The following is a 13,654-nucleotide window of genomic DNA, read 5'->3' on the forward strand; positions in this document are numbered from 1 at the left end:
CTAATCCGACATCAGCGACAGCGTGGAAAATCCCCGCATCGCATCGGCCACGAGACACTTGTCCGTCAAGGTCAATCGATTTCCCGTCATGATATCCTGAAATTCCTTGCCGTTGATTTCCGCTGGAACATGCACAGCGGTGTCGCCCCATGCGGGTATCGGCATGAAGGGTTCGTGAAACCGTTTCACCGCTTCGAAGGGTTGGCGAGGCACGGCGACCAGACAATAGTCGGATTCGTGCTTGCGCAGAAAAGCGATAACGTTTCTTCGCTTCTTGCCGGTTACCTTCAGAGGAATGTATTGGCCCCCGATGAACAGTTCAGGCTTGCGCTTTCTTGCTCGAAGATGGGCGGCGACGAGCCGCTGTTTGATGGCACCCGTATGCCAATCTTCCAGGAGAATGTTCAAGGGGCACTGATCTGCATAGGAAAGCCGGGCAGTAAGCGCATCGAAATCAATGTCATTCGATGCCGGAATGTTCGACACGGCGAAATCCCAGGATTCCGCTCCATTGTAGATGACAGGAACGCCGGGAGCAGTTGCCTTGAGGACGGTTTGCGAAAAACTATTGAGCGCCCCGGCTATCCAGAAGGGCCCCATGGTCTTCGTGAAGTCGAGAAGGAAAGAACGGTCGGCGAAGAGCTGATCGATATAGTCCATCACGGCCAGCTCATAGGGCTTGTTTATTTCCGTCCAGAAGGAATCTCTTTGAATTTCGCTGATCGCTTTCTGGATGAATGCGCAAAGATCGTTACGGACAGCCTGCAGACTGTTTTCATCGTCGATCTGCAGCGTCAAAGGCCAGATCGCAGCAAGGGTTTGATAGATCAGCCATTCAGTCTGAGGATCCGGCGCCGGCGTTTCCTCGATCGTCGCCACATTGCCCGCATGGAGCGTGCGCCAGCGCGCCACCGCCTCGCACCAGATTTCCGGCGCTTCGGACAGCGCGAGAAGCCGCATTCTCGCATCCTCGCCGAATTTGGTAGTGTAGGAAAACGTTGTCGCCAGCATGCCTTTAGGCGCGACCGTGGCTTTGCGCATCATCTTTTCGTGGAAAAGCTGCACTGGATCCCCGGCATCACTCGAGCGTAATATGACTTCGTCAAGAGCGATCGGCCCACGGCCATATTGGTATGATTGTTCGATTGCCTGTGCCATGACAGCGGCAGTCAATTGCTGGAATCTCACAATGAATTGGCCGATTTTTCCGTCGGGATCATTCGCCGCTTCCAATATGCGCTGTACGAATTTCAGCGGAGCGGGATCGGCAGCGTCGGGGCGTGCCAGGATATCGGAAATGGTGGACTGAAGAATGGATCGATAGGATCCGAGAATTCCCGCCTCATTCGAATAGGTCCGGAAAACCGGGAGTTCGATAACGAGATCACTTACCGCGCGCCTCAGTTCAAGCTCGTCCGCTGCATTCGGTTCTATCACGATGAGCAGGTCGACCAGAGCCTGTAGTTCCGCAGCGAATCTGCTGTGCAGTACAGCTGACTTTGCCCCGCGATAGTGGAGCGTACTTTGCGCACCAATATTGCGGCTGTAGAGTTGTTCGAGCGCAGCCAGCTTTGCATGATCCACCATTAGGTTCGCGGTCACCGAAATGAACTCGTAACCTGCGGTTCCATCGACATGCCATGAAGCGGGATAAGGTTCACCGTCCAGGAGAATCTTGTCGGCGACCAGATAGGCTTTTTCACCGGCGTGCCGACGCAATTCCTGCGAATATGTTTCAGGATCGGCCAGACCGTCGATCTGGTTGACACGAAAACCAATGACTTGGCTGATCTCGAGCAGATCGAGTGGAACCTCGTGAAAATCCTTGAATGGTTGTGTCTTTTCGACCTGAACCCCGACAGAGTGCATGGATTCGAACGAGTGGCGGTAGTTCATCCGGCGGCGGGCTTTCTGACGTGTCACCAGACGCCACTTTTGCGCCGAAAGCACGTCTTCGAGCATCGAGATGTCCTGTGAGATATCTTTCAGTCGCGACGCAAGCACGAGACGATGAGCGAGTTCACTAGTGTCGTAGAGTTCCCGCAACCGGACATGAAATTCGTCGGATCGTTGCGGGTCGGCCTCGTTTACTGCATCCAGGAAATCATTCGAGAGAGGGTTGTCGACCCCGCGAAGGATAGTTTCATAGGATTTTGGATATAGCGGATAGAAGACCTCGCCGTAAGAGATGCCGAGGGCAAATTTATTCGCATCGAATTTGAGCTGTAGAGTCTCGGCCTGGACTTCTTCGATCAACGGGCGCTGCAGAACAGGCAACGCCAGGCGCTTCTTCCAGTCCACGTCGAAATGATCGGCGTAGCGGCTCTTTGATCCCCATTCGAGAACATCAAACCACCAGGGATTGTGGTGGGTCGCAGGCAGCTGATTTGGATTGATATCGACGATGAGGCCCATACCGAACTTGCGAAGTGCAGAATCGAGGGCGACGAAGCCGTCTTCACCCCCGGCCTCCCTGTCCAGCTTCGTCGGGTTATAGGATTTCTTGCCCCGCCCGACATCGATCGAGCTGAAAATTGGAGAAATGGTGAGCGTGTCGATGCCGAGATTATTCAGGTATGGCACGATCGCAGCGATGTCATTGAAGGACAGTCCGTTCCTCAATTGAATGCGATAGGCGGAATTGGGCAGGGTCATAGTCTTCACGCAACCCGTTCATTGGCGGAGTGCTGATCGCCATGTTGCAGCGCATGGAGATATTCCCGCTGCCACCATTGCGCATCGCGATCGACGACGCGTTTCAGAAGCTTGCGATGGCGTAGTTGCCGCTCTTCCAACGGCATTGTGACAGCTGTCTTCAAAGCGTGCGCGACCTCGCTGATATCGTAGGGATTTACAATGAGTGCCTCGCTCAGTTCCTCGGCTGCGCCGGCGAACTTGGAGAGGATGAGGATGCCTGGATCCTTGTTGTCCTGAGCGGCGATGTATTCTTTGGCCACAAGGTTCATTCCGTCCCGCAACGGCGTTATCAGCCCGATCAGACTTGCCCGAAACAGAGGGGCTAGCTTCTCTCTTGGAATGTTGCGATTGATGTATTGGACAGGCGCCCAGTTGAAATCCGCGAACCTGCCATTGACCGCGCCGGCGAGCTGCTCGAGTTCGGCCTTGATATCGGAATAGGCGGTAACATCCTCCCTGGATGGAGAGGCAATCTGCAAGTAGTCCGCATGCCCCTGATATTCCGGACAAATCTCCAAAAATTTTCTAAAGGCTTTCATGCGGTGCGGCAGGCCTTTCGAATAGTCGAGGCGATCCGCAGAAATGACCTGGAAGCGCTTCAGAACGGTACGGCGCATACGTTCAAGTTCGATCGTATCGTCGGTTCGGGCCGACACTTTCGCAAACTGCTTCACATCGATGCCGATGGGGAAATGCCCGATATGGATTGTGCGATCGTTGACCCGGACAAGTTCCGGCGAAATGATTGCCGCATCGGAATATTCTTTCAGATAGCGATGAAAATTATGGACGTCATTCATCGTCTGGAAGCCGATGAGATCAAACTGCAGCATGCAATATCGCAGCCATTCGTGGCGAGGGACGGCGGAGAAGATGTCCGCAGAGGGGAACGGGATGTGCAGGAAAAATCCGATCCTGTTCTTGTGTCCCCGTTTGCGAAGCTCCGCAGCCATGGGTATCAGATGGTAGTCATGCACCCAGATAACGTCGTCGTCCCGCAGATGCGGACTGACCATCTCCGCGAACTTCGCATTGGTTGCAGAATAGCAATCCACAAACTCCATGCGATAATCCATCAGGTCAAGGCGATAATGAAAGGCGGGCCAAAGGACCTTGTTGGCGAAGCCGAGGTAGTATTTTTCGTGTTCCTCGCTCGTCAGGGGGATGGTCAGGCTCGTGACATTGCCATGGGTCTGAATCTTGGTTGTTGCGGTTTCTTCGGCGTCTACGACACCTCCGTCCCAGCCGGCCCAAAGGCCGCCTTGAGCCTTAAGTGCATCCACGATACCGACAGCGAGTCCGCCAATTTGAGTATTCTTTCCCAAATTCGCCGTGCGATTTGAGATTACGACTAGCCGTCCCATAAAATGTCCCTTGCATGCAGTCAGGACTCTAACCAACTCTTCAAATTCATGATGGTTCCGGAAAAAAGTGGCAGCAAGTCAACTTTCATTGAACGATTTCGGGCTGGTTGAGTTCTCCAATTATGCGAGTCCCAGCAAAGGAAAGAGATATGCAGCCGAGCACGGCGGTCGATAATGCAAGCCACCCACTGCCAGACGATCTGAATGGTTGGGCGCTTTTCATAGACATTGACGGCACGCTGATTGATCTTGCGGCAACGCCTGAAAGCATCGTCGTTCCCCCAGAGTTGCCGCTTCAACTCCTGAAGCTGTCGCAAAAGGTAGATGGTGCCATGGCGCTCGTGACCGGCCGTTCCATTGCTGCCGTCGATGCAATGTTTGAACCCTATCACTTCACCGTCGCAGGACTTCATGGCGCGGAAATCCGCAGGGAAAATGCAGAAATTCTCCGGAAGGGAATGGAGGCAGCCGCGCTCGACAAGCCGCGCATGGTGTTGCAAAAATTTGCGAGCCGATGGCCGGGAATGGTGATCGAAGACAAGGGCTTGGGGCTCGCCGTGCACTACCGGCAGGTGCCGGAAGCCGCCATTGCCGCCACGCATGCAGTCGATGGGCTGGTCAAGGATCTCGGTTATGGGTGGAAGCGCCAGGACGGCAAGATGGTCATTGAAATTGGACCTGCCGGAACCAATAAGGGCATGGCGGTCGCGCACTTCATGGAAACCGCACCCTATGCAGGCCGCAAGCTCCTCGTGATGGGCGATGATCTGACCGACGAGACCATGTTCCGCTTTGCCAACGAAACTGGAGGACGCTCGGTAAGAGTGGGTGATCCGCCTTTCGAGAGCGTTGCCGAATTCAAGGTGGACTCTGCAGATACTGTTCGATCATGGATCGCCACGATGGTGGCTCGGCAATGATTTTGCGCCGCCGAGTGACCACCCTGACGGGGCTAATGTCTCTGGCTTAATTTTTCCGATTCGCGTATGTTTTGTCTTGTGCAGGTTTAGGTCCATTGGTACCGCCTCTAGCATGGTACCACTGGTGCCTTTCCCGCTCGAAACGAGATTGGGAGAATTGCTCATGGCACAATTTCATGTGATCGCTGGCGCAAATGATACCAGCGCCTATCCTGAGGTGCGTAAAATCAGTGTGGCAGATGTTTTTGCTGCGCTTCGTCAGGGGCTCGACGATTTTTGGGAAAAGCCCTCGCACTATGTGTTCCTATGCCTGATTTATCCTGTCGCCGGCCTGGTATTGGCGCGCTGGTCGTCGGGAGCCAACGCGCTGCCGATCCTGTTTCCGCTGATGTCGGGTTTCGCGTTAATCGGTCCGTTTGCAGCGCTCGGTCTTTATGAGATCAGCCGCAGGCGGGAGCTCGGTCTGGATACATCATGGCAGCACGCACTTGAGGTCAGGCGATCGCCTGCCATGCCATCGATCTTCGCCGTCGGTATATTGCTCTTTGCGATCTTCATCGTATGGCTGCTCACTGCCCAGGCGCTTTACGTGAACCTGTTCGGTCCCGCAGCGCCGGAGTCTATCAGTGCCTTCCTGAACCAGGTGTTCAACACATCTGAGGGCTGGCGGATGATCATCCTCGGTAACGCGATTGGATTTGTCTTTTCCGTCGTTGTCCTTTGCACCAGCGTCATCACCTTTCCGCTTCTCCTCGATCGGGATGTGGGTGCATTGGCGGCAGTCGTAACATCGATCAAGGCCGTCCTTGCCAATCCGATACCGATGCTATTGTGGGGCTTGATAGTGGCCGCGCTGCTCTTCGTCGGCTTCTTGACGCTGTTCGTCGGCCTGGCGATCTTCATCCCGGTACTCGGCCATGCGACATGGCATCTTTACCGCAAGGTTGTCGTACCGCTCCCGAGCGTGGAAGTTCAGAACGTGGCGAAGCCACGATCGCGCAGAAAGGCTTGAATGAACAAAAAACGCGGCACCTTTGGGTGCCGCGTTTTTTTGTGCCTATCAGAAGCTCTACGGCCCAGTGCCGAAGAAGGTCATCCGGCTGAGCAGTACGTAGTGGGATTCCGAAACCATCATCGCCACGAATACCAATACAAGGAGGGGCGGCAGTATGATGGCGTAGATGAGGGCCAACCTTTCCCATGCCATGTGCATGAAGATCGCGACGATCAATCCGGCCTTGAGGATCATGAAAAGCAGGATAAGCGACCAGCGCAGATAGCCATGAAGACCGACGTAGTCGACCAGATACGAGCATAGACTAAGAACGAAGAGCAGACCCCAAACAACGAGGTAAAGCTTGATCGGGTGCTCTTGATGTTCCGTATGAGCTGCCGGTTGCGTTGCCGGTTGTGTCATGATTCGAGCCCTACCACAAATAGAAGAAAGCGAAGATAAAAACCCAGACCAGATCGACGAAGTGCCAGTAGAGGCCAGTGATTTCGACGATTTCATAGTGGCCCTTCCGACTGGTGAAGAAGCCGCGTTTCTCCGTGTCGAAATCGCCGCGCCAGACCTTCCGGGCTATGATGATCAGGAAGATGACGCCGATTGTGACGTGCGTACCGTGAAAGCCGGTGATCATGAAAAAAGTCGAACCAAACTGTGGGGCGCCCCACGGATTTCCCCATGGACGAACTCCTTCGGAGATCAACTTGGTCCATTCGAAAGCCTGCATCCCCACAAAGGTCGCGCCAAACAATGCGGTCAGCAGCATCAATAGCGCCGTCTTGCGGCGGTCGCGCCGGTAACCGAAATTGACGGCCATAGCCATCGTACCGCTGCTGCTGATGAGAACGAACGTCATGATGGCGATCAGAATCAGGGGAACTTCCGTTCCGCCGATATTCAACGCAAAGACTTCGCTCGGATTGGGCCAGGGAACAGTCGTCGACATGCGGGCGCTCATATAGGCCAGCAGGAAACAACCGAAGACGAACGTATCGCTGAGAAGGAATATCCACATCATGGCCTTCCCCCAGGAGACGTTCTTGAATGTTCGCTGGTCGGAAGCCCAGTCGGAAGCGAAGCCGCGCAGGCCGTCGGGCCGCGGTTGGGATACTCTGGTTTCGGTTTCCACGACGTCGGTCATTGTCACATCCTCAGGTCAACAGTTGCCGGCAGATATCGACGAAATCATTGGCCCAGCCTGCGAACAGCGCAAAAATGACCAGCCAGACGATGAGCATGAAATGCCAGTACATGGCGCACAGTTCGATGCTGAGTCGCGCCTCTTTTGGCGGTTCGCCCTGCCATACGTTGAACGTGGTTCGGCTTAGCACCAGAAGGCCACCAAGAATGTGCAGTCCGTGCATTCCCGTGATCAGATAGAAGAAGCTGTTGGCAGGATTGTCGGCGAGGACATAGCCCTCAGACACCAACTCGTGCCAGGCGAATAACTGGCCGGCCAGGAAGCCGATCGCGGTCACGAAACTTGCCAGAAGCGCGATTCTCATGGCGTTGGCATCGTTTTGCTGCGCCGAGGATTTCGCCATCTCCAGGGCAATGCTGCTCACAACGAGCGCAGCTGTATTGACCCAGAGGACGCCGGGCAGGGGAATGGCCCACCAATCCTGCAGTCCCATGCGCATGAAGTATGCACTGATGAAAAGCGTGAACAACGCGCCGACCACGGCGAGAAATACGCCGAGGCCGATTTTTACAGTCGGTATCTGTGACCGCGTAACCGGGAAAATGTCACTGGCTCGCGCGGACTCGAGCCATGGTTTGGACGTCAGACGCTGCTGTGCCATCCACCAGATGATGATCGACGCCAGTCCGGCCAGAAAGATCAGGATTGCGCTCATGATGCGTGCTCTCGCGACCGGTTCTCGGGATCGGGCTCATTCTGTGGAATGAAATCCTCGGGAGCGCCTGGAACGCTGTAATCATAGGCCCAGCGATAGACGACCGGCAGTTCCTTGCCAAAATTGCCATGCGGCGGCGGTGTTGTCGGCGTCTGCCATTCGAGCGTCGTTGCCCGCCAGGGATTTCCCCCCGCGTCTTTTCCGTGTCGCAGACTCCAGGCGGCATTGAACAGGAAGAGGACCTGTGCGGCACCGACAGTCAGCGCCATCATGGTGATGAAGATATTCAAATCATGCGCCGACGGCGGGTTGACCACGGATTCGCCGAGTTCGTAGTAACGGCGCGGAGCCCCCAGCAGACCGAGATAGTGCATCGGGAAGAAGATCAGATAGGCGCCGAGGAACGTCACCCAGAAATGAATCCGCCCCATGGTTTCATCCAGCATTCGCCCGGTGATCTTTGGATACCAATGGTAGATCGCGCCGAAGATCACCATGATTGGCGCAACGCCCATCACCATGTGAAAATGTGCGACGACGAACATCGTATCGGAAAGCGGAACGTCCACGACGACATTGCCGAGAAACAGGCCCGTCAAGCCGCCATTGACGAATGTCACGATGAAGCCGAGCGCGAAGAGCATGGGTATCGTCAGGTGGATATCGCCGCGCCATAGAGTGAGAACCCAGTTATAGACCTTGATGGCCGTGGGAACTGCGATAATCAAGGTCGTCGTAGCAAAGAAGAACCCGAAATTGGGATTCATGCCGCTGACATACATGTGGTGTGCCCAGACAACGAAGCTCAACGCACCGATGATCACCATCGCCCAGACCATCATTCGGTACCCGAAGATATTCTTGCGGGCATGAACACTGATGAGGTCCGACACGATACCGAAGGCCGGCAAGGCGACGATATAGACTTCCGGATGGCCGAAGAACCAGAACAGATGCTGGAAAAGGATCGGACTGCCGCCGCCATGTTGCAGCTGTGTTCCCATCTCGACGATTGCGGGCATGAAGAAGCTGGTGCCAAGGACGCGGTCGAACAGCATCATGACGGAGGCGACGAACAGGGCAGGGAAGGCGAGCAGCGCCATGACCGTCGCGGTGAAAATGCCCCAGATCGTCAAGGGCATGCGCATCAATGTCATACCGCGCGCGCGCCCTTGCAGGACCGTGACGACATAGTTCAACCCGCCCATGGTGAAGCCGATGATGAACAGGATCAGCGAACTCAGCATCAGGATGATGCCCCAATCCTGCCCGCCCGGCGTGCCAGACAGGATCGCTTGTGGTGGATAAAGCGTCCAGCCGGCGCCCGTCGGTCCGCCCGGTGCGAAGAAGCCCGCGACCAGAACAAGCACGGCAAGAAGGTAAATCCAATAGCTCAGCATATTTGCGTACGGGAACACCATGTCCCGTGCTCCGAGCATCAGCGGTATCAGGTAATTGCCGAAACCACCCAGGAAGAGCGCAGTCAGGAGATAAATCACCATGATCATGCCGTGCATGGTGATGAACTGGTAGTAGCGGTCGGCATCGATGAAGGTGAAAACGCCGGGGAAAGCAAGTTGCAGCCGCATCAGCCAGGATAGGACCAGCGCAACGAGGCCGATCGAAATGGCTGTCAACGAATACTGGATGGCGATGACTTTGGCGTCCTGGCTGAAGACGTAGGTCGTCCACCAGCTATGCGGGTGATAAAGCTCCACATCTTCGACTTCCGCTGCCGGAATGGGGTCGTTGATGCTGGATGGAATATTGACCATCTATTGCCCTCCCTGTGTTCGCTCTTTCTCCCGAAGAGCGGTGCCGTTTTCACTGTGCCGTCTGCGGTTCTCCGGATGCTGCCATCATCTGTGTGAATGTCTGCTGTTGCTGCAGCCAGGTTTGGTAGTCGGCCTCGTTGTCGACCACCACCGTTCCACGCATTTGCGGGTGCCCGACGCCACAAAGCTCGGCACAAAGGACTTCGAACGTGCCCGTTCGTGTCGGCGTAATCCAGAAATAGGTGACCATGCCAGGCACCATGTCCATTTTCGCCCGGAATTCCGGCACGTAGAAATCATGCAGGACATCGATCGAGCGAAGCACCATCTTCACAGGCTTTCCGATCGGAAGATGCAGTTCGCCGCCCTGAATGATGATGTCGTCGAGCCCTGCGCTGTCGTTCTTGTTCACGCCGAGCGGATTTTCTGCGGTGATATCACGGGTTTCCGACGTTCCTAGCTTGCCATTTGCTCCAGGCAACCGGAAGCTCCAGAGCCACTGCTGGCCCACGACTTCGACCTCGGTCGCATCGCTCGGCACATTGACGAAGTGGTTCCACACGAACAAACCGGGCGCAAGCATGGCGACAACGCCAATGGTGGTCACCGTGGCGAGCCAGAATTCAAGCTTCCTGTTTTCCGGTTCATAGTGCGCCCGGTTTCCTGGTTTGTGGCGGAAACGCAAGACGCAATATGCGACGAACAAGACCACCGCGACGAACACGAAACCGGTGATCCAGAAAGTAATGATGATTGTATTATCGATGTATTGCCAATTGGACGCGATCGGCGTCCACCACCAGGGACTCAAAAGATGAAACAAGACTGACGCAACTGCAACAAAAGCAAGAATAAAGACTACAGCCATTCTATTGTCCCCTCCCTGCCGGAATCGGCTGTGGACATGAACTCGCAATCCGTAGAACCTCACCCTAGCATTTCATAAACGAGAAATACAGGTAGTCGTCTCATCGAAAGTATCGGTGCACAGAATATCGAAAACGTCGCTGGAAATTACTATCTTTTCATCGCCGCGCCGTTATCGCCGGCGCGGCGCTGGAGTTGGAATATTGGTCCGGTAAGCGTTACTTACAGCTCCACGATAGGCGCAAATCCGCCGAAGATCATACGCTTGCCGTCGAAGGGCATGTTGGCCGCGTCGCCATTCAGGCGAGGGTCCGCCATCACCTTCGCATTGATGGCATCACGCTTTTCGCGCGATTCATAAACGATCCAGGAAAAGACGACGATCTCGTCGTCTTTTGCCTGCACAGCGCGCGGGAAGGAAGTAAGTTCACCATAGGGTACATCATCGGCGACGCACTCGACAAAGGCGAGCGCACCATGGTCTTTCCAGACCTCTCCCGCCTTGCGTGCGAGTTCCTTGTAGGCTTCAAGCTTTGCTTTAGGAACGGCAAGTAAGAAACCATCGACATAGGACATAAAAAACCTCCTCTTGATTGGTACTCCCAAAGGACGTTGGCGCAAGCGGCAATCCTACACGCTCTTTCAAACTTTATCGTCGCCGCTCCAAAGCCAGATCGTCACCGAGCCGGAGCGGCCGCGTATTTCCGTTTCGAGCGGTCCGCTCAGAACGCCAGTCTTGTACGGCTCGCTGTCCGGGCCCGCGATGTGCAGGATATCGGTCGTCAGCGCGAGTTCCGCGTGGTTCTTCTTGGCCACTTCCATGAGCCGGCTAGCGACGTTTACCGTATCTCCGGTCGCGGTGATCTGCTGGCGATCGCCGCCGCCGAGTCGGGAAGCAACCACTGTGCCGAAATGTGCACCCAGTTTGAACCCGATGCGCGATGCGGTCGATGCGGGAAGCGAGGCGAGCCATAGTTTCGTTCTGTTGGATAGCCTTATGCAGCAGAGTGTGGCATTGGCCGCGTCTTGCGGGGTTGGCTCCGGCAATCCGAAAAGGATCATCGCGCCGTCGCCCATGAAACTCGTAATTGTACCGTTGGCGGCCGCGACTTCCTCGTCGACCAGCTCGTAAAACCCGTTCAATAATTCGCGGGTGGCGTTAGGCCCAAGAACCTCGCTAAGGCCGGTAAATCCGGAAAGGTCGATGAAAACCACAGCGGCGTCCTGGCGAACGGGCTCGGCCAGAAAATCGGGGTTTCTTGCCAGCCATTTTCCAAGTCCCGGCGCTTGCACGCTTTGCAGCATCGCGCTCTGCCGAGCAAAATGCTGCGCGCGGCGCCGATCAAGCAAAAGCTGGCTCGCTCCAAATAGAATGAGTGGGGGAACTGCAGCCGCGATAGGAATTGTGGCGCTGAGCCAGATGCCATTTGCAAACGCGACCATATTGATGACGAGCCATGCGCAGACGACGGCGACTATTGCGGCAAGGCCAATGATACTGCGCCGCCACGCGAGCAGTCCAACGAGAATAAGCGGCAGGCCGACGGCAAAGCCTGCATCGATCAGCCGGATATGACGATCGCGGACGGTGGCATCGCCCGCTACAAGTTGAGCTATTGCGGTTGAGATGACCTCCACGCCGGGAAGCACCTGATCGAATGGTGTCGGGAAAACGTCACCGCCGCCGGTTACCGTCGTCCCCAGCACGACAATCTTGCCGGTAATGTCCTTGGCCTCGAGCTGACCATCCAGCGCGGCAGTGGCGCTGATCGTTTTTATCGTACTCCTCGGGCCATAGAAGGTCAGAGGAAACGATTGGCCGATATCGGTGCGGATGTGTCGCTCACCCAGCGCGATGCCGCCGGGCTCGAATACAGGGTCGACTCCGGCGGCAAGCGCAACTGCACGCAGTGGAAAAGAGGGCTGGACCTCGTCACCCTTCTTGAACAGCATCGGGATGAAGCGCGGCGTTCCGGATTGGTCGGTTGCGACGTTCACAATGCCCACGGGCGCGATATCGGCAAATTCCTGCTGCGGGAGCAACAAGCTGACAGCATCCGGAATGCGATCAAGCGCGTCGTCGTGCGCCGGCTCTGTCAATTGCTTGCCACTTGCGAAAACGGCCGCTCCCGCCAGAAGTGTCGTGGCTTTCCCGAGCGACGCCGCGAGCTTGCGGTCGCCATCTTCCTGGCCGCGATCCACCAGAAGCAAATCCAGCGCAATGACTTTTGGTTTGAGCTCGGCAATTGCGTCGACGACAGCAGCGAGCGTCGAGCGGGGAACAGGATAACTCCCGACCAGCGTCACTGTCGGGTCGTCAATAGCTATGATTGTGACAGCATCCGGTGCCGGCTTTTTGCCGCGGATATTGGTGCGCAGATCGGCGAAGGTAGCTTCGACGCGTTCCAGAAACCAGGTGTTTCCCCTGATGTGCATCAGGCCGAGCCCGGCGCCCCACATGCCCGCAAGGATCAGTGCGACCATTATCTGCCGTGTACGACTGGACATGGGTGATTATTGACCGAGACGCGCCATCAATGCGTTGACACGAGGTTGGGGCCACCGCTTCACAACAAGTGCGCTGCTGCTTTCGTCCACATCAACGCCTTCACCCGGTCCGAGCACGACAGCCGCGGGTGCGGCCTGCCGCCTGACGCTGACCGCACCCCTGACAACGAAAACTGCCGTCTTGCCCGCGCTGACATCGACAGCCCATTTCGTACCCCGGACCGCTGCGATGGCCTGCGGCGTGTCGACCACGAATCCGGATGGCGACTTCGGAGCATCGAGCAATATCGCCTTGCTCCGGGCCCGAACCGCATCGACGATGCCGTCGCGGCTGCGGTCCAACAACGTGTACCTAGCGCCGCGTTCAGCGGTAATAGTGAGGCCGCCACGGCATTTCAATATCTGCCTTCCGGTCCCACCGACTTGCGTCAGCGCGCATCCAGAATTGGTGGATTGTGCCGAGGCAATTTCTGTGCCGAGCACAAAAACAAAGCCAATGGCCACCGCCGCGCGAAAAATTCCCGCCATTGAGTCCATGGAGATTGCCCCTGTTCACCGGCACCAGAATAGGCGCGGTTTCACTTGCAATATAGAACCTCCGGAGGGCATTTCAAAGCACTGATAAGGTTTTCTCTTCGGTATCGGCTTCACTAAAACG

At 56.0% G+C, this 13,654-nt stretch carries 12 protein-coding genes; 2 read left to right on the plus strand and 10 right to left on the minus strand.

Translation table 11 applies throughout. The features are described from left to right. Both treY and PHA01_RS19235 read right to left on the minus strand, forming a co-directional pair. Complete coding sequence (treY, locus tag PHA01_RS19230) at nt 1–2,655, minus strand: malto-oligosyltrehalose synthase (RefSeq protein ID WP_271898078.1); 2,655 nt, start codon at nt 2,653–2,655, stop codon at nt 1–3. A gap of 5 nt (nt 2,656–2,660) precedes the next feature. After that, nucleotides 2,661–4,022, minus strand: coding sequence for an alpha,alpha-trehalose-phosphate synthase (UDP-forming) (locus PHA01_RS19235; protein ID WP_271897980.1), 1,362 nt, complete (start codon nt 4,020–4,022; stop codon nt 2,661–2,663). A 188-nt stretch (nt 4,023–4,210) separates the two neighbouring features. On the opposite strand from PHA01_RS19235, the gene otsB reads away from it, so the two are divergent. Both otsB and PHA01_RS19245 read left to right on the plus strand, forming a co-directional pair. Continuing rightward, nucleotides 4,211–4,981, plus strand: a complete 771-nt coding sequence (otsB, locus tag PHA01_RS19240; RefSeq protein ID WP_271897981.1) for a trehalose-phosphatase — start codon at nt 4,211–4,213, stop codon at nt 4,979–4,981. A gap of 163 nt (nt 4,982–5,144) precedes the next feature. Next, on the plus strand, nt 5,145–5,993 hold the full coding sequence (locus tag PHA01_RS19245) for a DUF2189 domain-containing protein (RefSeq protein WP_271897982.1): 849 nt from the start codon (nt 5,145–5,147) through the stop codon (nt 5,991–5,993). A 57-nt stretch (nt 5,994–6,050) separates the two neighbouring features. Here the strand turns inward: PHA01_RS19245 and PHA01_RS19250 are convergent, their stop codons facing one another. From PHA01_RS19250 to PHA01_RS19285, 8 genes are all read right to left on the minus strand, one after another. After that, entirely contained in the window at nt 6,051–6,398 is a 348-nt protein-coding gene (locus PHA01_RS19250) for a cytochrome C oxidase subunit IV family protein (protein ID WP_271897983.1), read from the minus strand. Between the two features lie 10 nt (nt 6,399–6,408). After that, the gene (locus PHA01_RS19255; protein WP_271897984.1) at nt 6,409–7,131 is read right to left on the minus strand and encodes a heme-copper oxidase subunit III family protein; all 723 of its coding nucleotides are present in this window, start codon (nt 7,129–7,131) and stop codon (nt 6,409–6,411) included. A 10-nt stretch (nt 7,132–7,141) separates the two neighbouring features. Next, the gene (locus PHA01_RS19260) at nt 7,142–7,846 is read right to left on the minus strand and encodes a cytochrome c oxidase subunit 3 (RefSeq protein WP_271897985.1); all 705 of its coding nucleotides are present in this window, start codon (nt 7,844–7,846) and stop codon (nt 7,142–7,144) included. Beyond that, nucleotides 7,843–9,621: a cytochrome c oxidase subunit I gene (gene ctaD, locus PHA01_RS19265; protein ID WP_271897986.1), complete on the minus strand. Its 1,779-nt coding sequence runs from the start codon at nt 9,619–9,621 to the stop codon at nt 7,843–7,845. Before ctaD ends, PHA01_RS19260 begins: the two co-directional genes overlap by 4 nt. 49 nt (nt 9,622–9,670) lie before the next feature. Continuing rightward, complete coding sequence (locus PHA01_RS19270; protein ID WP_271897987.1) at nt 9,671–10,489, minus strand: cytochrome c oxidase subunit II; 819 nt, start codon at nt 10,487–10,489, stop codon at nt 9,671–9,673. Between the two features lie 221 nt (nt 10,490–10,710). Continuing rightward, the gene (locus PHA01_RS19275) at nt 10,711–11,064 is read right to left on the minus strand and encodes a DUF1428 domain-containing protein (RefSeq protein WP_271897989.1); all 354 of its coding nucleotides are present in this window, start codon (nt 11,062–11,064) and stop codon (nt 10,711–10,713) included. Between the two features lie 66 nt (nt 11,065–11,130). Next, nucleotides 11,131–12,996 (minus strand): CHASE2 domain-containing protein, encoded by a 1,866-nt coding sequence (locus PHA01_RS19280; protein ID WP_271897990.1) that lies wholly within the window; start codon nt 12,994–12,996, stop codon nt 11,131–11,133. A gap of 6 nt (nt 12,997–13,002) precedes the next feature. After that, on the minus strand, nt 13,003–13,524 hold the full coding sequence (locus PHA01_RS19285; protein ID WP_417020993.1) for a FecR domain-containing protein: 522 nt from the start codon (nt 13,522–13,524) through the stop codon (nt 13,003–13,005). Nucleotides 13,525–13,654: the final 130 nt, after the last annotated feature.

Origin of the sequence: Candidatus Phyllobacterium onerii (assembly GCF_028331445.1) — a bacterium.
Classification (GTDB): domain Bacteria; phylum Pseudomonadota; class Alphaproteobacteria; order Rhizobiales; family Rhizobiaceae; genus Phyllobacterium; species Phyllobacterium onerii.